Origin of the sequence: Pseudarthrobacter sp. NPDC058362, from assembly GCF_042723515.1 — a bacterium.
GTDB lineage: Bacteria > Actinomycetota > Actinomycetes > Actinomycetales > Micrococcaceae > Arthrobacter.
In genome coordinates this window covers 438821-456291 of sequence record NZ_JBHXIW010000001.1, presented here as the reverse complement: position 1 = coordinate 456291, position 17471 = coordinate 438821, and the positions used below count along the sequence as shown (strand labels likewise).

The window sequence follows — 17471 nt, the reverse complement described above, 5'->3', positions numbered from 1 at the left end:
TACCGTTCATGACCAACCGACTGGCCCGACGCCTCTCAGGAGTGTTCATTGCACTGGCTGCCGGTCTTGTTGCATTGGTCGGAACAGCGCTGGCCAGCGGCCAGTTGGCGATCGTAGTAACCGAGGGCGTCAGCATGCAGCCCACGTACTACCAAGGCGACCTGGTCGTCGTCTCCAAGGCCAAGTCCTACTCCGTTGGCGACATCGCCGCCTACAAGCTTTCCAACGAATACGACGTCGCCCTTCACCGGATCGTCGGCGGCAACGCCCAGTCCTTTGTTTTCCAAGGCGACAACAACGAATCCATCGACCCCCTCCAGCCGGGGGCCGACAACCTCGTGGGGCGGGCCATCCTGCACGTCCCCCACGCCGGAACGTGGCTCAACGTCCTGACCAGCCCTCCCGTCCTTGCCCTCATCGCATTCGCCCTCATCGCCAGCGGCGGAACCGCCGCCGCAACCCGCAAGAACCGCAGAAAAAGGAGAGCCGCAGTGTCCCGCCACCTCAGCGAACGCCCCGCGAAGCGACTGCCGGATGCCCGCCTGTCGATCAGCAGCCTGTCCCCCTCCCTGCGCATCGCCGGAGGTACCGCCGCTGTTCTGGCAGTCCTGGGCGCTTCCCTGGGCGCCGCCGCCTGGGCGGGCCCGCTCGAGGAATCCAGTTCAGCCGCAGTCCAGAGCGGCACCAGCATGAAGTTCTCCTACACCGCCGACGTCGGCCGGAGCGCCGCGTACGACGGCACCACCGCCGCTTCCCCGGACCCGGTCTTCCGCAAGCTCGCCGACACCGTGCAGGTCGGTTTCGCCTACGAGGGCGAGCCCGGGACCATTGCAGTCAACGCCGAACTCTCCTCGCCGAGCGGTTGGCGCTCAACGGTTCCGCTGGCAGAAGGACAGTCCTTCAGCGGCAACACCTACGAGGGCACCGTCACGCTGGATCTCGACGCCCTGGAGGCCAAGGCCGACGCCGCTGCTGCCGCCACCGGACTGGCCATTTCCCCCGTCTCGCTCGCCGTCGTCCCGGAAGTCAACACGGAATCCAGCGCCGAGTTCCGTCCCGAACTTAAACTCAGCCTGGCTCCGCTTCAGCTCTCGCTGGTCGGCGGCGAAGGAGGGCTCACGGTGACGGACAGCTCTACCAACCAGCGCACTGTCATGGTGCCGAGGACCATTGGCCCCGATGCGTGGAGCATCACCGCCGAAGCCGCCCGGATACTGTCCGCCCTGTTGCTGCTCGCCGGCGTCATCACGGCCGCGGTTGTTCTCCTCCTGGCAAACCGGAGTACCCCTATGGACGAAGCCACGGCCATCCTCCGCCGCTATGCGAACCTCCTGGTCCGCGTCCACCCCATGCCGGCAGCCCAAGGCCGACCGGTCATCGAGGTGACCACGTTCGCAACCCTGGCCAAGCTCGCCGAGCGATATGGCCTGCTGGTCCTCCACTGGAACCGCAGCGGCGTCGAGACCTTCATTGTGCAGGACGAAAACATCACCTACCGGTACCGATCGGGCGCCGGCCACTCCCCCGCAGAACCGGCCGTAACGCCAGACGTCCAGGACGCCTCCGCCGTCGAATTGCTGCCCAAGCGATAACCGCGCACGTCAAAATGGGTTCCGACGGCGGCCGGTGGTACCGTGACGCCTATGCATCTCAAGGCCTACCAGCGAGGCCCCATCCCGCAGCGCCCCAAGAAGAGAAAACCGCGGAAGGTTATCGCCGACGTCGGGCGTTCCTCCGCATCCTTCGCAGGCAGGCAAGTGGCCATGCTGCGCAAGGTGGGCCAGCTGCTGGTCCCCAGGCATCCGGCCCAAGTCATCGTCATGGGCTTCCTGCTGGCGATCGCAGTGGGCACCGGGCTGCTGATGCTGCCGGTGGCCACGCCCGGACCGGGAGGCGCGTCCTTCCTCGAATCGTTGTTCACCGCCACCTCCGCCGTGTGCGTCACCGGACTAATCACCGTGGACACCCCTGTGTTCTGGAGCGGGTTCGGGCAGGCCGTGATCCTCGGACTGATCCAAATCGGTGGCTTCGGCGTCATGTCCTTCAGTACGCTCCTGGGTGTGCTCATGGCCCGGAAACTGGGGCTGCGCTCCCGGATGCTGGCGGCCGCCGAAACCAAGAGCACGGGCTTTGGTGACGTCCGGTCGGTGCTGTTCGGGGTCCTGAAGATCACCGTCGCGGCCGAGGTCATCCTGGCCGCCGTACTGACGCTGCGTTTCGCGCTGGCGTACGACTACCCGGCCGGTGAAGCCATCTGGTTCGGCGCCTTCCACTCGATCTCCGCGTTCAATAACGCCGGCTTCGCCCTGTATTCGGACAGCCTGATGGGGTTCGCGTCCGATCCCTGGGTTCTGCTGCCGGTGGCGGCCGCGGTGATCATCGGCGGGCTCGGTTTCCCCGTGCTGTTCGAACTGCGACGCCGGTACCGCCGCCCGATCCACTGGAGCATGAACACCAAACTGGTCCTGGCCGGCAGCGCAACGCTCCTGGCTGGCGGCACCCTGTTCCTCACCGCCGCCGAATGGACCAACACGGGCACGATGGCAGGCCTTTCCCCGGGCGACCGCATACTGAACGGTTTCTTCCAATCCGTCATCACGCGCACCGCGGGCTTCAACAGCATCGACATCTCGCAGATGCACCCGGTCTCCTGGATGGGGATGGACATCCTGATGTTCATCGGCGGTGGCCCGGCCGGAACCGCCGGCGGCCTGAAGGTCACCACGTTCGCGGTGCTGTTCTTCATCCTGTCCACGGAACTGCGCGGCGGCACCGCAGTGAATATATTCGGCAAGCGCCTTTCCCGCGCGGTGCACCGGCAGGCGATTACCGTGGTCCTGCTGGCCATCGCGCTGGTGGTGGCCTCCACGATGTTCCTGATGCTCATCACCGACTTCGGGCAGGAGCGGATCCTCTTCGAGGTGATTTCCGCGTTTGCCACCGTGGGCCTGTCCACCGGCATCACCGCCGGGCTGCCGCCAGCCGGGCAGGTGGTGCTCATCCTGCTGATGTTCATCGGTCGCCTGGGTCCCGTGACACTGGGAACCGCACTGGCCCTCCGCAGCCGCCCCATACTGTTCGAATACCCGAAGGAAAGGCCCCTCATTGGCTAAGGACATCTTCTCCCGCAAGGCCGAGCGCGTGGCGCAGACGGACTCCGTGGCCGTGATCGGCCTTGGCCGTTTCGGCGGGGCACTCGCCCTCGAGCTCGAGGCCCAGGGCACCGAGGTGTTGGGCATCGACACCAATGAGGAAATCGTGCAGTCCTACAACGGCCGGCTCACCCATGTGGTCCGCGCGGACTCCACCCGCGAAGAGGTGCTGCGCCAGCTCTCGGTCCACGAGTTCGACCGGGCCGTGGTGGGCATCGGCTCCGACCTTGAAGCCAGCATCCTCACCACCTCCCGCCTGCTGACCTTCAAACACCCCGAGATCTGGGCCAAGGCCATCAGCGAGCCGCACGCCGAAATCCTGGACCAGCTGGGAGTGCAGCACGTCATCCGGCCCGAGCATGACATGGGAAAGCGCGTGGCGCACCTGGTCCGCGGCGCGATCCTGGATTACGTGGAGTTCGAGGACGACTTCGTGATGATCCGCACGCAGCCGCCGTCCGAAGCCCGCGACCGTCCGCTCGGCGTCCTGGGCCTGCGCGACCAGTACGGGATCACCATCGTTGCGGTGAAGCGTCCCGGCGGAACGTGGCAGCACACCACTGCCCAGACCGTGCTCTACGAAGAGGACCAGATCATCGTGCAGGGTCCCAAGAACCTCGCTGAGGGGTTCAGCACGCGGGCATAGCCGCCCTTGGCAGCTATCGCCGATCCTGATTGCCCGGCACGCCATGCGGCGGCGGATTGACCGGCGGACCTGGAACGTTGGCCGGCGGCGGGGTACTGGGCTCACCCGAGCCTGCCTCCGGCCTCGCGGGAGTCTCCGGACCGCTCGGGACGGCGCCGCCCTCCAGGTCCTTCACCCTCTTTTCGAGGATCTGCAGGACGGGCAGGCGGTTTCCGTGCTCCTTTTCATAGGCGACCAGCAGGGACAGGTCCTGCTGGTTCAATCCGGCGATCCGGGTGGGCAAAGTTCCCACCGGCAAATGGTCGTAATCGGGCAGTGGCAGATCCTTGTGCTCAGGTGCATCGGTCATGTTCTTCATCTCCGTCTCTAATGATCTGTTCCGGAGCCATCATGATAAGTAGCCTTAATAAGCTGATGAAAGGGTCTCCGCAAAGTAGTAATGCGGCGAGGGCCGTTCCAGGGATGGTAGTCAGTGCTTGGATGTCTCCAGCAGCGCTGCGATCCGGGCACGAACGTCGCGGGGACGGAACGGCTTGATGATGTAGTCCGCGGCGCCGGCCTCGAGTGCGGCTTCTTGGTCCGCAGCGTGGGCGCGGCCAGTGAGCATGACAACGCGGCTGCAGCTGATCTCGCGGACTTTCCGCAGGACTTCCATTCCGTCAAGGTCCGGCAGGCCCGCGTCGACGGTCACCACATCCGGCTGTTCGGTGCGCACCAGTTCAATTCCGGAGCGGCCATCCGCAGCGGAGAACACCTCATAGCCGGATTGATGCAGCACTGCCTCCAGCAGGTTCCGCATGTCCAAATCGTCTTCAATGACAACCACGCGTATGCCGCCCATGGTGCCTCCCGGAAGTCCCCCAGCCCTTGCCCAGCGCAAAAGCCGCATTCCCCCGATAAATTGCAGTCTACGCTTAATACTTACTTCCGGCCCCGGTATGAGCGCAAGTGATAGCGGAAAATCAAAAATATTGCCGCCGAAATATCGAAATGCCGAATCGCCCCTCGCCAACGCGGAATACATAACGGACGAATAAGGGTTCTGACAACAAATGGAATAACTCGGGCGAGTGAATTCCGCAAGCGTGCTTCCCGGGTGCGGGCCGGGCCTTGACGGCCGGGCCGGGCATCCGGGAAACGCTTCTCCTAGTGGGACATGCGGTACTGGTGGTGGAGCTCCGTGCTCGGTTTGATGGCGGCCGCTGTCACAACCAGGGCCACACCACCTGCGATCCACGAAGTCCAGGCAGCCCCCACGGTGCTTGAGTAGCTACCGAGCCAAGGGGAAAGGATCAGGCCGGCGGCGAGGACCGCCTGCACCCACTCCATGACCGGCGTGCCGGGCATGGCCAGGTTGATGATTCCGCTGACTACCAAAAGCCCGCCGAACGCGAGCATCAGGGTGGTGGACATGCCTTCCTGCCGCATCCACAGGACTGACGCCGCTGCCACAAGCCCGGCAGCCACGCTGACCCAATCCTGCCAACGATGCCACTTTTCCATTGGGTCCTTCCTTCCTGTTCGACGCGGGGAACGCACCGGGCGTTCCGGGCGTGTGGACGGATAACCGCCCACACTCCTATTGAACTCCTAAGCGGAGGTGTTTTACAGGGCAGTGACCAGCAATTACGCAACACAACTGGGTCTTTTTGATCCGGTGATGGGGGTTTACGGTAGTCCCACGGAGCCGCCCGCCCGGGGTGGCCTGGCAGGAGGACTTTCCATGACAACGCACGTCGCTGACTGCAGCGTAACGAACTGTTCCTTTAACGACCACACGAACTGCAACGCAGCCGCCATCACGGTCGGCGGCGCCGAAAACCATGCGCACTGCGCCACCTTCATTGACACCGGATCCCACGGCGGCCTGCCCAAGGTACTCGCCGACGTCGGAGCATGCCAGCGCGGCGAATGCATCCACAACGACCACCTGATGTGCAAGGCCCCCGAGGTGCATGTCGGCCCCGGCGCCGACAACGCCGACTGCCTCACCTACTCCCACAAGTAGAGGCCCTCAAACCCCGGAGCACCCGGCGCGGCCAGGCCCCGGGTGCTCCGGTGCTGCGGTGCTCCGGTGCTGCCGTGCTCCGGCGCTGCCAACCTCAGGCGGGCACCACCGAAACCGAAGCTGTACCACCCGGCCGCGCGCCGCCGTCGTACGCTCCCCAAACAGCGCGGGTTACTTCTGGTAGACGTCCGGGATGCCGTCCTGGTCCGCGTCCACCTTTTCCCGTTCCTCCTCGGCCCGGTACTGCCGGTTGCGGGTCCGCAGCACGGCCGTCGCCAGCAGTGCGGCCAGCAGCGAGGCAGTCAGGATGCCCACCTTGGCGTGGTCGTCATGCGGGCTGCCCAGGCCGAAACTCAGCTCGGCCACCAGCAGCGACACCGTGAACCCGATGCCGGCCAGCAGGGCGACACCGAAGATGTCGATCCACTTGAATGAATCGTCCAGCCGCGCCTTAGTGGCCTTGGTCAGGACCCACGTGGTGCCCAGGATGCCGATCGGCTTGCCCAGGACCAGCGCCACGATGATGCCCAGCGCCACGGGATCGGACAGGGCCGAGAGCAGCCCGTCCCAGCCGCCAACGGCCACGCCGGCGGAGAAGAAGGCGAAGATCGGTACGGCCACACCGGCGGAGATCGGCCGGAAGCGGTGTTCAAAGATCTCGGCCAGCCCGGGGCCGCCTTCCGGACCGAGCGCCCGGGACTTGATCACGGGGACCGCGAAGCCGAGCAGCACGCCGGCCACGGTGGCGTGGATGCCGGAAGCGTGGACCAGGGCCCAAACCACGACGCCCAGGGGCAACAGGATCAGCCAGGCAGCGAAGACCTTCCGGCCGAAGAAGTGCCGGTACTTCTGCGCCAGGAACGTGTAGATGGCCAGCGGGATGAGCGCCAGCAGCAGCGGTTCAAAGTGCAGGTCGCTGGTGTAGAAGAAAGCGATGATGGTGATGGCGATCAGGTCATCCACCACGGCGAGCGTGAGCAGGAAGATCCTCAGCGCACTGGGCAGATGCGAGCCGATAATGGCCAGCACGGCCACGGCAAAGGCGATATCCGTAGCCGTGGGAATGGCCCAGCCGCGCAGGGTTCCCGGGCTGCCAAGGTTGATGGCCACATAGATCAGCGCAGGCACCAGGACACCGCCGGCGGCCGCGGCGACAGGCACGATCGACTTGTTGATCTGGCGCAGGTCCCCGGCCACGAACTCACGTTTCAATTCCAGGCCGACCAGGAAGAAGAAAATGGCCAGGAGTCCGTCGGCAGCCCAGGCGCCGAGGCTGAGCTCCAGGTGCCAGGGCTCGTAGCCCACCTTGAAGTCGCGCAGGGCAAAGTAGGAGTCCGACGCCGGCGAGTTGGCCCAGATGAGCGCGATCACCGCAGCGACAACCAGCAGGGCACCGCCTACGGTTTCCTTCCGGAGGATCTCGCCGATACGGAGGGCTTCGGCGTAACTGCCGCGTCCGAGGATGGTTGACCCGGCGCGCGGCGGGGTGGGTGGCGGCGTTGAATTCATGAAGGATCCTTCTGATTTTCGGGTTCGACAAAGCTGTTGCCGACCAGACTTCCCGGCGCACCTGGAACCCATTCTATGGGGCGCGGGTCACACTGCCGCAAACCGGGGTCGGCTGCGGAAAGGCAAACCGCCGGCCATAGCACAGCGGAAAAAGTGGCCCGATTCACAATTTTCCCATCCGTCACGGGAACGGCTCCGAATTGCCTGTGTCCCCTGTCCGGGACACGTCCCCACCCGGGAGACCGCCCCGATCCGGGGCACCGCCATTACTTGTATGAGGAGACCGCATTCCGATGAACAAGAACAAGACACTTCGCTTCCTGGCCGTTCCCACCCTGGCGCTCGGCGCCCTGGCACTGTCCGCCACGTCCGCCATGGCGCACGACGGCGCAGAGCATTACCAGTCAACGCTGGGCCAGATCAACGGCAGCTCCGCTTCCGGCACCATCACGGTCGATGTCACCGGCAACCAGGCCCACGCGGTCCTCAAGGTCTCCGGCCTGGCCCCCACCTTCAACGACGCGCCCTACCCGCACGTCCAGCACATCCACGGCGGAGCTGAGGGAGTCTGCCCTGCGCCGGGTGCGGACGCCAACGGCGACGGCGTCATCTCCACCACCGAGGGCAACCCCAGCTACGGCGAGATCGTGACCACGCTGTCCACCAGCGGCGACACCAGCCCAGCCGCCGGTCTGGACCTCAAGGTGGCTGGCCAGGGTGCCAGCTACACGGTTGACCGCACCTTCGAACTCAACCCCGAGACCAAGGCGGCGCTCGAGGCGGGCACCGCAGTGGTGGTGGTCCACGGACTGGATCCCGCCACCCTCAGCAAGGAGGCCCAGGCCGCCAAGTCCGACCTCGTCCCGAGCCTCCCGCTCGCAGCAACTTCACCAGCACTGTGCGGAACCCTGCAGGCGGGCCAGATGGCCATGCCGGTGGGCGGCGCTGACACGGGCTTCACCGAGGGAACCACCAACGACGCCGGAGCACTCGCCCTGGGCGGCGGCCTGGTGCTCGCCGCAGCCGCGGCCGGCACCTACGTAGTCCGCCGCCGCAACGGGTCCGCAGCCTAGGCCCGCCGGACACTACAGGTGAAATCCATGGATTCCGGCCGCCGCAGGGGCTTCCGTGCCCCCGCGGCGGCCGGGCTTCTCCTGGCCCTCGCGCTGGCAGGGTGCAGCACCCCTGCCGGTCCAGCCAACAACGGAACGTCCGACGCCGGCACCCCGCCCGCCGCTTCCGCCCCACCTTCCAGCACCGCCCCGAATGCTCCGGCCACCTCAGCCGCCGCACCCAAGGCCCCTGCCGCCGTCGTACGTCCTGTCCTCCCCCGGTCCGAACCGAAGGCGCTGGACATCCCGTCGGTGGACCTGCGGACGGAACTGATCCACCTGGGCCTGCGCCCGAACGGCTCGCTCGAGGTTCCGGAGGACACCGGCAACGGCGCCCCCGCCAGCTGGTACACCGGCTCCCCCACCCCCGGCGAACGCGGCCCGTCGGTCATCCTGGGCCACGTGAACGCGCTGGGCGGCAATAAGGGAGTTTTCGCGGACCTGCGCCGGCTCAAGCCCGGCGCAGACATCAACGTGACCCGCGCCGACGGCAGCACCGCGGTGTTCACCGTGGAACGCGGCGCCCTCTACGAGAAGGACAACTTCCCCACGCTGGAGGTGTACGGCAACACGGACGGCTCCGAACTGCGCCTCATTACCTGCGACGGCTACGACCCCGCCACCGGACTCTTCGACGACAACTACGTTATTTACGCCAAGCTCAAGGCCTGACGGCCGGAACGGATCTGCCATGAAAAACCGCACACCACTGGTGGCCTCGGTCATGCTGTCCGCCGTCCTGCTCACCGGCTGCTCCGCTGCAGCTGCGACCCACCCGGCGGGCGGCCAGGGAACGCACGACGGCGGCCACCACCAGAGCACGGGCGTCCCCGCCCGCGCGGCTGCCGAGGGCCCCAGCGACGCCGCGAAAATGGTGTGCGGCGACCAGCCGATGGACCGCCTGGTCGCCATCCTGAAACTGGACGCACCCCCGCACACCGTGAACGACTGGGCAGACAGCACGTTCACCTGCACGTACCACCTGGACCAGGCGTCGCCCGCGGTGCCGGGATCGCTGGACATCTCGGTACAGGAAGCCCGGGATGAAGCCACCGCACTGGAATACTTCGACGCCATGCAGGCCCTCGCCCCTGACGCCACCCCGATCGACGGCCTGGCCAACCTGGGCTTCCCTGCCTACGAAACAGCGGATGGCAAGGCGGTGTTCCAGAAGGACAGCTTCGTGCTGACCGTGGACGCGTCCGGCCTGCCCGCCGCCGTTGGCCCGGATGCCGTGACCCGCAACGCCCTGGCGTACCAGCTGGCCACGACCATCCTGGCCTGCTGGGTGGAGCACGGGTGAGGCTGAGTTAGCCGAGCGAGCCGAGCAGCTCCGCACATGCGGCCTCGCACCGGCGGCAGGCTTCGGCGCAGATCCGGCAGTGCTCGTGCATGCCCGCGTGCTGCTCGCATTCCGTGGCGCAGACCGAACATGCGGTGCGGCATGCTTCCAGCAGCGAGCGCACGATCTCCACGTTGGTGCCGGTCTGCCTGCTGAGGACGCTGCCAGTGGCGGCACAGACGTCCGCGCAGTCCAGGTCCGTGCGGATGCAGCTGGCCAGGTCCTTCACCATGTCCTCGGCCAGGCAGGCGTCCGCGCAGGACGAGCAGGCCTGGGCGCACTGGAAACAGGCGGCGATGCAGGCGGCAAGTTTTTCCTTGTCGACGGCAGGGGTTCCTGCGGCTCCGGGGTGCGAGCCGAGCATTGCGCTGATGTGGTGTGTCATGTCCTTCTCCGTTCTGGTGAGGTGCACTAACCCGCCCCACGCTATGCCTTAAGACCCTTGACTTGTATACCCCCTAGGGGTATCTTCAAGGTGTTGTCAGTGACGTGGTATGTCCCGGCAGGCGCCCCGCGCCGCCTCTCACAGCCGTTCAACCCCAGCAGCCATCACTCCCTCGACGGAATGGAAACTGACATGTGTGGAACTGAAATCCGGACAACCCTCCCCCTCGCCTCCGCGGGCGGCTGCAGCTGCTGCGGCCCTGCCGAGGGCGCCACGAAGGCTGACGCCGGCGCCCAGGCGCGTCCCGCCGTCGTACCTTCCCCGGCATCTGGCGCGCCCCGCGAATTTGCCCTGGAGGGTCTCACCTGCGGGCACTGCGCACAGACGGTGGAGAAGGCCCTGGGCGCCCTGGCAGGGGTGGACGCGGCGAAGGTGGAACTAGTGCCCCGCGGGCGGTCGCGGCTCACGGTGACCGGCTCCGCCGCGGACGCGGACCTGCGCCAGGCGGTGGCCGCGGCCGGTTACGCAGCGCTCTGACTCCGGCCCGGGGCAGCGCGCCCCGGGCACCCTCCTTTCCTAAGGCGGCACCATGCAGGACCACAACCACCATCACGACGACGGCGCCACCCCTTTCGCGCCCACTGTCACCGAGCACGTGGGGCACGGCGCGCACGGCGTTTCGGGGCACGCGGGCCGCGGCGCACCTTCGGGCCACGCCGGCCACATGCCAGATGACGACCACGCCGTCCACACCCACGGACAGCACGCCGGGCACAGCACCGCGATGTTCAGGAACCGGTTCTGGCTGACCCTCGCCCTGTCCATCCCGGTGGTGTACTTCAGCCCCATGGTGGGCCACATCTTCGGCTACATGGCCCCGATGTTCCCCGGCTCCACGCTGATTCCGCCCGTCCTGGGCACCGTGATTTTCCTTTACGGCGGCCAGCCCTTCCTCAAGGGCGCCGTACAGGAGATCAGGAACCGCAAGCCCGGCATGATGCTGCTGATCGGCATGGCCATCACCGTGGCGTTCGGGGCATCGTGGGTCACCAGCCTGGGCATCGCCGGGTTCGATCTCGACTTCTGGTGGGAGCTGGCCCTCCTGGTGGCCATCATGCTGCTGGGCCACTGGATCGAGATGCGCGCACTCGGCTCCGCCCAGGGCGCCCTGGACGCGCTGGCCGCCCTCCTTCCGGACGAGGCGGACCGCATCACGGACGACGGCGGCACGGAGACAGTGCCGGTGGCGGACCTCCGCGAGGGAGACGTCGTCCTGGTCCGGTCCGGCGCGCGGATGCCGGCCGACGGGACCGTGGTGGACGGCCAGGCCGAGTTCGACGAATCCATGATCACCGGCGAGTCCAAGACCGTGCCCCGCGGGCCGGGCGACGCCGTCGTGGCCGGAACCGTCGCCACGGACAATACTGTCCGCGTGCAGGTCACGGCCGTGGGCGACCAGACCGCGCTGGCAGGCATCCAGCGTCTGGTCGCCGAGGCGCAGGCGTCCTCGTCACGGGCCCAGGCCCTGGCCGACCGGGCGGCCGCCTTCCTCTTCTACTTCGCTGCCGGCGCCGGCGTGATCACGTTCATCGCATGGACCCTGCTGGGCAGCGTCCCGGACGCCGTCACCCGCACCGTGACCGTCCTGGTCATCGCCTGCCCCCACGCCCTGGGTCTGGCCATCCCGCTGGTCATTGCCATCTCCACCGAGCAGGCCGCCCGGGCCGGAGTGCTCATCAAGAACCGGATGGCGCTGGAACGGATGCGCACCATCGACGTGGTGATGTTCGACAAGACCGGCACCCTGACCACCGGCGAGCCGGACCTGAAGGACGTGGCCGCCGCGGAGGGCGTGGACCCTGACCGGCTCCTGGCCCTGGCCGCCGCGGTGGAGTCCGACAGCGAACACCCCGTGGCCCGGGCGATCGTCCGGGCTGCCCGCGAGCGCGGCCTCACCCTGCCTGCGGTCTCCGGCTTCACCTCCATGACCGGCCGCGGCGTGCGTGCCACCGTGGACGGCCGCACTGTCCACGTGGGCGGGCCGGCTCTGCTCCGCGAGCTGGCCGTCGTCGAGCCTTCCACCCTGGCCGAATCCACCCGTGCGTGGATGGACCGCGGGGCTGCCGTGCTGCACGTGGTTGACGAAGGCCGCGTGCTGGGCGCCATCAGCCTGGAGGACGCCGTCCGCGCCGAATCCCGGCAAGCCGTGGCCGCGCTGCAAAACCGCGGCGTGAAGGTAGGCATGATCACCGGCGACGCCCGCCAAGTGGCCCAGGCCGTGGCCGAGGACCTGAACATCGACGAGGTGTTTGCCGACGTCCTGCCCGCGGACAAGGACAAGAAGGTGGCCGAGCTGCAGGCCCGCGGCCTCAAGGTGGCCATGGTGGGCGACGGCGTCAACGACTCCCCCGCCCTGGCACGCGCCGAGGTGGGGATCGCGATCGGGGCCGGCACGGACGTGGCGATGGAATCTGCAGGCGTTGTGCTGGCCGGGAACGACCCCCGCGCCGTGCTGTCCATGGTGGACCTCTCCCGCGCCAGCTACCGCAAGATGTGGCAGAACCTGGTCTGGGCCACGGGGTACAACATCCTGTCCGTGCCGCTGGCCGCCGGCGTGCTGGCGTTCGCCGGAGTAGTGCTCTCGCCCGCGGCCGGGGCCGTGCTGATGTCCGCATCGACGATCGTGGTGGCACTGAACGCCCAGCTGCTGCGCCGCGTGAAACTCAACCCGGCCGAGGTACGTTAAACACACCATGCCCCGACGCTCTCTCACATCCCGCGGGTTTTTCCGCGACCCTCTCGCAGGTCCTGCGGGTTTTTGGGCGACCCTCTCTCAGCTGGTGCTGATGCGCGCCGCCGGGTTCCTTGGGGTCCTGGCCGTCATCGTGGGGATCTTCGGGATGCACGTGATGACGGGGAGCCATGCGTCGCACGCGGGGGCTGGCCATGTTGCCCACTCCAGCACCACCCACTCCAGCACCACCCACTCAGGCGACCCGGTGCACCCGGGCGGGGTCGCCGTCGTCGTACTTTACGCCGGTGCTGCCTGCGCAGACACCTGCCCGGGGGCCGGGGAGCCGTCGGCGTCGTGTGTTCCCTCGCCGAGCTCGGGAGCGCTGGCCGTGGTGACGCCTCCGGTGGCCGCCGTCAGGATGGCCCCGCCGGTTGACGCTGCCGCCCCCGTCTACTCCTACATTCCGTCCAGCCCCACGCCCTGCGACCTGTCCATCAGCCGGACGTAAACCGAACCGAGGTTCCCGCCCGCAACCGGTTCAACTTTAAGGACGATTTCCGCATGAACACCGCACTGAAGACCCTGACCGTCACCGCTGCCCTCGCCGCCAGCCTGGGCCTGGCCGGCTGCGCCTCCGGCTCGGGCTCCGCGCCCACCGGCGGCAGCAGCATGTCCGGCATGGACCATGGCTCCAGCCCGGCCAGCATGATGCCCGACGCCAACGCCGACCACAACGCGGCGGACGCCATGTTCGCGCAGATGATGATCCCGCACCATGCCCAGGCAGTGGAGATGAGCGACATCGTGCTGGGCAAGCAGGACGTGCCCGCCGAGGTCACCGCGCTGGCCACGAAGATCAAGGACGCCCAGGGCCCCGAGATCGAGAAGATGACGGGGTGGCTGGAGAGCTGGGGCCAGCCCACCACGATGCCCACCGATTCCGGCCACGGCATGTCCGGCATGGTGGACGCGGACGGTATGGAGCAGCTGAAGGCCGCCCCCGGTCCCGAAGCCGCCAAGCTATTCCTCGAGCAGATGATCATGCACCACGAGGGCGCCGTGGAGATGGCCCAGCAGGAGATCGGCGCGGGCAAGAACGCCGACGCCGTGCAGTTGGGCCGCGACATCGTCGCCGCGCAGCAGGCTGAGATCGCGGAAATGAAGCAGCTGTTGGCCAAGCTTTAGCTTCTCCTCCCTCCCGTTGCTCTATCAGATTTGGTCGCTAAACCCGGGTTTTAAGGACCACAACTGATAGAGCAACGCGGGAGGGGGTGCGTTAAGTGAGAGAGGGTCGCGGGGCGGCCGTGTTAAGTTGAAATGCGCGGACTGCACGGTCCGCGCGCCGGCTGGAAAGAGAACTCCTTGGACACGTCCGCACCAGTAAGAATCCTCACCGTCTGCACGGGCAACATCTGCAGGTCGCCCGTGGCCGAGAGGCTGCTGCAGGCAGGGCTGGACCAGGTGGTGCCGGGCGGGTTCGAGGTGGCCAGCGCCGGCACGCGGGCCATGGTGGGCGACCCGATGCAGCCCATCTCGGTCGACATCGTGCGCACTTTCGGCGGCAGCCCGGACCACTTCGCCGCCCGCCAGCTCACGCCGAAGATCCTCCGCGGCGTGGACCTGGTGCTCACCATGACCTCCGGCCATCGCGGCGAAGTCCTCCAACTGGATGCTTCCCTCTTGAAGCGAACGTTCACCATCCGGGAGTTCGCGCGGATGCTGGACGTGCTGGACGAACGCGCTTCCGCCGGTGCTGACCCGCACGCCGGCGGGCCTGCCGCGGGAGGAGGGGCCGGCGTCGGGCGTTCCACTGCAGACGCGGACGACGGCGGCACCCCCTTCGCTGCCAACGCCGCCTATTGGCGCGGGTTGCCGGCCCGTGCGGCCGGGGTCCGGCATCTGTCCCTGCCGGCGGATCCGAGCGAGAACGACATCGTGGACCCGTACCGGCGCGACCCCGCGGTGTACCGGCAGATGGAGGACCAGCTCGCCCCGGCCATCGTGTCCATCCTGCGCCACGCCCGGCTGAACGCACCCTCCGCCTAGCACCGCCCGCGAAGCAGCCCGGCCGCGGGCCCGGACCCGCGGCAGGGCTGGTGCAGGCCCGTAGAGTGTGGATTTTTGTGCGGGCTTCCTGCGGATTCCCCCGATGAAACCTCTCCCATGCCGCAGTAATTTTCGGCGATGGGCACCCAGCAGACCTATCCAGGCAACGCCGCTCCCGGCCCTCCCGGGAAGCCTCCCCGGCACCGGCTGCGGCGGATCCTCCTCGTGCTGCTGGCTGTGGCGGTCCTGATTCCGGCCGCCGGAGGGGCGTTCCTGTTCTCGCTGGGCCGGAACTTTGACAGCCAGAGCACCACCATCGACAACCCGTTCCCCGATGAATCCCTGCGTCCGCTCCCCAACGCCCGGCCTGCCCAGCCGTTGGCCGGCGGGGCTCCGGGGGACGTGACAGGCGCGGCACCCGGTTCCGGTCCGGCGGCCGGTGGGACCACCGCTGAGGGCGGCACTCCGGAGGGCGGGCCGGCAGCGGCCGGGGCACTCAACATCCTGGTGATGGGCAGCGACAGCCGTGGGGCGACCCCCGGCGAAGCGTTGTCCGGCACCAACTCCAACCAGCGGGCGGACACCCTGATGCTGGTCCACATCCCCGCCGACCGGTCCCGGATCTATGCCGTCTCCCTGATGCGCGACCTTTGGGTTGGAATCCCGGGATACGGGACGGCCAAGATCAATGCAGCCCTGGCCTACGGCGGTGTACCCCTCATGGTGCAGACCGTCGAGTCGCTGTTCCACCAGCGCATCGACCATGTGGCGATGATCGACTTCGAGGGCTTCAAGGATCTGACCGATGCCCTTGACGGGGTGGAAGTCACTATCACCCAGCCCTTCGTGTCACTGCATGGGAAGTTCACGTTCACCGAGGGCCCGGCGGTTCTGGACGGCGAGCACGCCCTGGCGTTTGTCCGCGAGCGGTACGCGTTCATCGACGGCGACTATCAGCGCGTGCGGAATCAGCAGGCCTTCGTCAAAGCCCTCCTGGCCAAAAACCTCAGCGCCGGCACGCTGCTCAACCCCTTTAAGGTCAGCGAGGCGCTGTCAGCCATATCGCCGTTCATCAGCGTCGACAGCGGGCTAAACGCGGCGGCCCTGGCCCGGCTTGCCCTGGATCTGCGTGGAGTGGGTCCCGGCGACCTGGTCTTTTTCACGCTTCCGACGACGGGAACCGGCACGTCCTCGGACGGCCAGTCGATCGTGCTGCCGGACTGGGACGCCGTTGCCGCCATGGGGCAGGCACTGGCAGGTGACAGTTTGGATACGTTCGTAGCCAACAGGGGACTGGCGGGCGGAGACTGATCCCACCAAGCACGATGAGGTGGAGGCAGACATGAGCGATCCCGCTGGCCCCGGCCCGGAATCCCAGCCAAGCCCGGAGTCCCACCCGCATGGCGACGCCTGGCACCAAATGTTCCACGGGCGGAGGCGCTGGATTGCGGCACTGCTGGCCGTGGCACTCGTGGCCACCGCCGTCGTCGTCATCTTCAACCTGAACCGCGCCGGCACCGGGGCCGCACCGGCCGCCAGCCCCACCGCGACGGCTACGCCCAGCGCCACGCCGTCGGCGACCCCCACCAAGACCAAGCCGCCCGCCCCTGCACCTATCCCGGAGCTGCGGGCCGTACCCATGAACGTGCTGGTGATCGGCAGCGACAGCCGGGCGAACGCACGCAAGCAGGCGGCGCACACGGCGGCCACCGGTGAGGCGTCGGACCAGCGGGCGGACACACTGATGGTGGTCCATGTCCCGGCGGACCGGCGCTCGTTGACCCTGATTTCGATCAACCGGGACACCTGGGTGGAAGTGCCTGGGGTCGGCGGCGCGAAAATCAACGCGAGCCTGGAACGCGGCGGCATCGACCTGGTGCAGCGGACGGTGGAGCAGCTGCTGGGAATCAGGATCGCGCACACGTTGATGATGGACTTCCACGGGTTCAGGGTGCTCACAGACCGGCTGGGCGGGATCGACGTCAACGTGGCCACGCCGTTCCAATCCACCCATGAGACCCGCCACGTCTTTAAGGCCGGGGTGAACCACCTCAATGGGCAGGCGGCGCTGGAGTTCGCCCGCGAGCGCTACGCCTTTGCCGACGGCGACTTCCAGCGGGTGCGCAACCAGCAGACCCTGCTCAGCGCCATCCTGGCCCGGCTGACCGCCCGCGGCGCGCTGAACAACGTCACGGCCGTACGCGCGCTCGTGGACATGGCCAGCTGCTGCCTCACCGTAAACAAGGGCTTCGACCCGGCCCAGGTGGCGATCCTGGCCTACAGCCTGCGCAACCTCGACGTGAAGGCGGTCCGGAGCATGACGTTGCCCAACGCCGGGATGGGGTACGTGGGCGAACAGTCCGTGATCTTCCCGGACTACAACGCCATCGCCAGGGTCGGGGCGGCGCTGCGGTCCGGGCGGGTGGCGCAGCTCGCCGGCTAGGGCCCCGCCCCGCCCGCATGAGCGGCCCTGGCCCGCTTGACCGCTGCTGCCCAACCACGCTTATGCGGGTCGCGGCCGCTGGTGCGGATACAGG

Annotated in this window: 19 protein-coding genes; 14 read left to right on the top strand and 5 right to left on the bottom strand. The window is 67.5% G+C overall.

Annotation, left to right across the window (positions count from 1 at the left end):
• The first annotated feature begins 8 nt into the window (after positions 1–8).
• The 3 genes from ACFWIX_RS02100 (at position 9) to ACFWIX_RS02090 (ending at position 3798) form a co-directional block, all read left to right on the top strand.
• Positions 9–1592, top strand: coding sequence for a signal peptidase I (locus ACFWIX_RS02100; RefSeq protein ID WP_377214451.1), 1584 nt, complete (start codon positions 9–11; stop codon positions 1590–1592).
• Between the two features lie 171 nt (positions 1593–1763).
• The gene (locus tag ACFWIX_RS02095; RefSeq protein WP_377214917.1) at positions 1764–3113 is read left to right on the top strand and encodes a TrkH family potassium uptake protein; all 1350 of its coding nucleotides are present in this window, start codon (positions 1764–1766) and stop codon (positions 3111–3113) included.
• Positions 3106–3798, top strand: a complete 693-nt coding sequence (locus ACFWIX_RS02090; protein WP_377214450.1) for a potassium channel family protein — start codon at positions 3106–3108, stop codon at positions 3796–3798. Before ACFWIX_RS02095 ends, ACFWIX_RS02090 begins: the two co-directional genes overlap by 8 nt.
• A 13-nt stretch (positions 3799–3811) precedes the next feature.
• Here the strand turns inward: ACFWIX_RS02090 and ACFWIX_RS02085 are convergent, their stop codons facing one another.
• The 3 genes from ACFWIX_RS02085 to ACFWIX_RS02075 all read right to left on the bottom strand — a co-directional run bounded on the left by ACFWIX_RS02085 (position 3812) and on the right by ACFWIX_RS02075 (position 5301).
• Positions 3812–4147 carry a hypothetical protein gene (locus ACFWIX_RS02085; protein WP_377214449.1) on the bottom strand — a complete coding sequence of 112 codons (336 nt, stop codon included), beginning with the start codon at positions 4145–4147 and terminating at the stop codon, positions 3812–3814.
• Positions 4148–4267: 120 nt separating this feature from the next.
• Positions 4268–4639 carry a response regulator transcription factor gene (locus tag ACFWIX_RS02080; RefSeq protein ID WP_377214448.1) on the bottom strand — a complete coding sequence of 124 codons (372 nt, stop codon included), beginning with the start codon at positions 4637–4639 and terminating at the stop codon, positions 4268–4270.
• 305 nt (positions 4640–4944) lie between these two features.
• A complete protein-coding gene (locus ACFWIX_RS02075; protein ID WP_377214447.1) occupies positions 4945–5301 on the bottom strand; it encodes an SPW repeat protein in 357 nt (118 codons plus the stop codon).
• Positions 5302–5521: 220 nt separating this feature from the next.
• Between ACFWIX_RS02075 and ACFWIX_RS02070 the strand changes: the two genes are divergently transcribed.
• Complete coding sequence (locus tag ACFWIX_RS02070) at positions 5522–5806, top strand: DUF1540 domain-containing protein (RefSeq protein ID WP_377214446.1); 285 nt, start codon at positions 5522–5524, stop codon at positions 5804–5806.
• Between the two features lie 171 nt (positions 5807–5977).
• Here ACFWIX_RS02070 and nhaA read toward each other — a convergent pair whose 3' ends face one another.
• A complete protein-coding gene (gene nhaA / locus ACFWIX_RS02065; RefSeq protein ID WP_377214445.1) occupies positions 5978–7315 on the bottom strand; it encodes a Na+/H+ antiporter NhaA in 1338 nt (445 codons plus the stop codon).
• 293 nt (positions 7316–7608) lie between these two features.
• On the opposite strand from nhaA, the gene ACFWIX_RS02060 reads away from it, so the two are divergent.
• From ACFWIX_RS02060 to ACFWIX_RS02050, 3 genes are read left to right on the top strand one after another with little or no spacing between them, the layout of a single operon-like run.
• Complete coding sequence (locus ACFWIX_RS02060; protein WP_377214444.1) at positions 7609–8388, top strand: hypothetical protein; 780 nt, start codon at positions 7609–7611, stop codon at positions 8386–8388.
• Positions 8389–8415: 27 nt separating this feature from the next.
• Positions 8416–9099, top strand: a complete 684-nt coding sequence (locus ACFWIX_RS02055) for a class F sortase (protein ID WP_377214443.1) — start codon at positions 8416–8418, stop codon at positions 9097–9099.
• A gap of 19 nt (positions 9100–9118) precedes the next feature.
• Positions 9119–9730: a hypothetical protein gene (locus ACFWIX_RS02050; RefSeq protein WP_377214442.1), complete on the top strand. Its 612-nt coding sequence runs from the start codon at positions 9119–9121 to the stop codon at positions 9728–9730.
• 7 nt (positions 9731–9737) lie between these two features.
• Here the strand turns inward: ACFWIX_RS02050 and ACFWIX_RS02045 are convergent, their stop codons facing one another.
• Positions 9738–10154 (bottom strand): four-helix bundle copper-binding protein, encoded by a 417-nt coding sequence (locus tag ACFWIX_RS02045; protein WP_377214441.1) that lies wholly within the window; start codon positions 10152–10154, stop codon positions 9738–9740.
• A 99-nt stretch (positions 10155–10253) separates the two neighbouring features.
• Here ACFWIX_RS02045 and ACFWIX_RS02040 point away from each other — a divergent pair, with 99 nt between their 5' ends.
• From ACFWIX_RS02040 to ACFWIX_RS02010, 7 genes are all read left to right on the top strand, one after another.
• Entirely contained in the window at positions 10254–10691 is a 438-nt protein-coding gene (locus tag ACFWIX_RS02040; protein WP_377214440.1) for a heavy-metal-associated domain-containing protein, read from the top strand.
• Positions 10692–10743: 52 nt separating this feature from the next.
• Positions 10744–12900, top strand: coding sequence for a heavy metal translocating P-type ATPase (locus ACFWIX_RS02035; protein ID WP_377214439.1), 2157 nt, complete (start codon positions 10744–10746; stop codon positions 12898–12900).
• 94 nt (positions 12901–12994) lie between these two features.
• Complete coding sequence (locus ACFWIX_RS02030) at positions 12995–13396, top strand: hypothetical protein (protein WP_377214438.1); 402 nt, start codon at positions 12995–12997, stop codon at positions 13394–13396.
• 53 nt (positions 13397–13449) lie between these two features.
• The gene (locus ACFWIX_RS02025; protein ID WP_377214437.1) at positions 13450–14073 is read left to right on the top strand and encodes a DUF305 domain-containing protein; all 624 of its coding nucleotides are present in this window, start codon (positions 13450–13452) and stop codon (positions 14071–14073) included.
• A gap of 177 nt (positions 14074–14250) precedes the next feature.
• Positions 14251–14934 carry a low molecular weight phosphatase family protein gene (locus ACFWIX_RS02020; protein ID WP_377214436.1) on the top strand — a complete coding sequence of 228 codons (684 nt, stop codon included), beginning with the start codon at positions 14251–14253 and terminating at the stop codon, positions 14932–14934.
• Between the two features lie 138 nt (positions 14935–15072).
• Positions 15073–16245 carry an LCP family protein gene (locus tag ACFWIX_RS02015; RefSeq protein ID WP_377214435.1) on the top strand — a complete coding sequence of 391 codons (1173 nt, stop codon included), beginning with the start codon at positions 15073–15075 and terminating at the stop codon, positions 16243–16245.
• 31 nt (positions 16246–16276) lie between these two features.
• Positions 16277–17377, top strand: a complete 1101-nt coding sequence (locus tag ACFWIX_RS02010) for an LCP family protein (RefSeq protein ID WP_377214434.1) — start codon at positions 16277–16279, stop codon at positions 17375–17377.
• Positions 17378–17471: the final 94 nt, after the last annotated feature.

Coding starts and splice junctions, on each gene's coding strand:
- ACFWIX_RS02100 (WP_377214451.1), top strand. CDS start 9: ATGACCAACCGACTGGCCCGACGCCTCTCAGGAGTGTTCATTGCACTG.
- ACFWIX_RS02095 (WP_377214917.1), top strand. CDS start 1,764: ATGCTGCGCAAGGTGGGCCAGCTGCTGGTCCCCAGGCATCCGGCCCAA.
- ACFWIX_RS02085 (WP_377214449.1), bottom strand. CDS start 4,147: ATGACCGATGCACCTGAGCACAAGGATCTGCCACTGCCCGATTACGAC.
- ACFWIX_RS02080 (WP_377214448.1), bottom strand. CDS start 4,639: ATGGGCGGCATACGCGTGGTTGTCATTGAAGACGATTTGGACATGCGG.
- ACFWIX_RS02075 (WP_377214447.1), bottom strand. CDS start 5,301: ATGGAAAAGTGGCATCGTTGGCAGGATTGGGTCAGCGTGGCTGCCGGG.
- ACFWIX_RS02070 (WP_377214446.1), top strand. CDS start 5,522: ATGACAACGCACGTCGCTGACTGCAGCGTAACGAACTGTTCCTTTAAC.
- nhaA (WP_377214445.1), bottom strand. CDS start 7,315: ATGAATTCAACGCCGCCACCCACCCCGCCGCGCGCCGGGTCAACCATC.
- ACFWIX_RS02060 (WP_377214444.1), top strand. CDS start 7,609: ATGAACAAGAACAAGACACTTCGCTTCCTGGCCGTTCCCACCCTGGCG.
- ACFWIX_RS02055 (WP_377214443.1), top strand. CDS start 8,416: ATGGATTCCGGCCGCCGCAGGGGCTTCCGTGCCCCCGCGGCGGCCGGG.
- ACFWIX_RS02050 (WP_377214442.1), top strand. CDS start 9,119: ATGAAAAACCGCACACCACTGGTGGCCTCGGTCATGCTGTCCGCCGTC.
- ACFWIX_RS02045 (WP_377214441.1), bottom strand. CDS start 10,154: ATGACACACCACATCAGCGCAATGCTCGGCTCGCACCCCGGAGCCGCA.
- ACFWIX_RS02035 (WP_377214439.1), top strand. CDS start 10,744: ATGCAGGACCACAACCACCATCACGACGACGGCGCCACCCCTTTCGCG.
- ACFWIX_RS02025 (WP_377214437.1), top strand. CDS start 13,450: ATGAACACCGCACTGAAGACCCTGACCGTCACCGCTGCCCTCGCCGCC.
- ACFWIX_RS02015 (WP_377214435.1), top strand. CDS start 15,073: ATGGGCACCCAGCAGACCTATCCAGGCAACGCCGCTCCCGGCCCTCCC.
- ACFWIX_RS02010 (WP_377214434.1), top strand. CDS start 16,277: ATGAGCGATCCCGCTGGCCCCGGCCCGGAATCCCAGCCAAGCCCGGAG.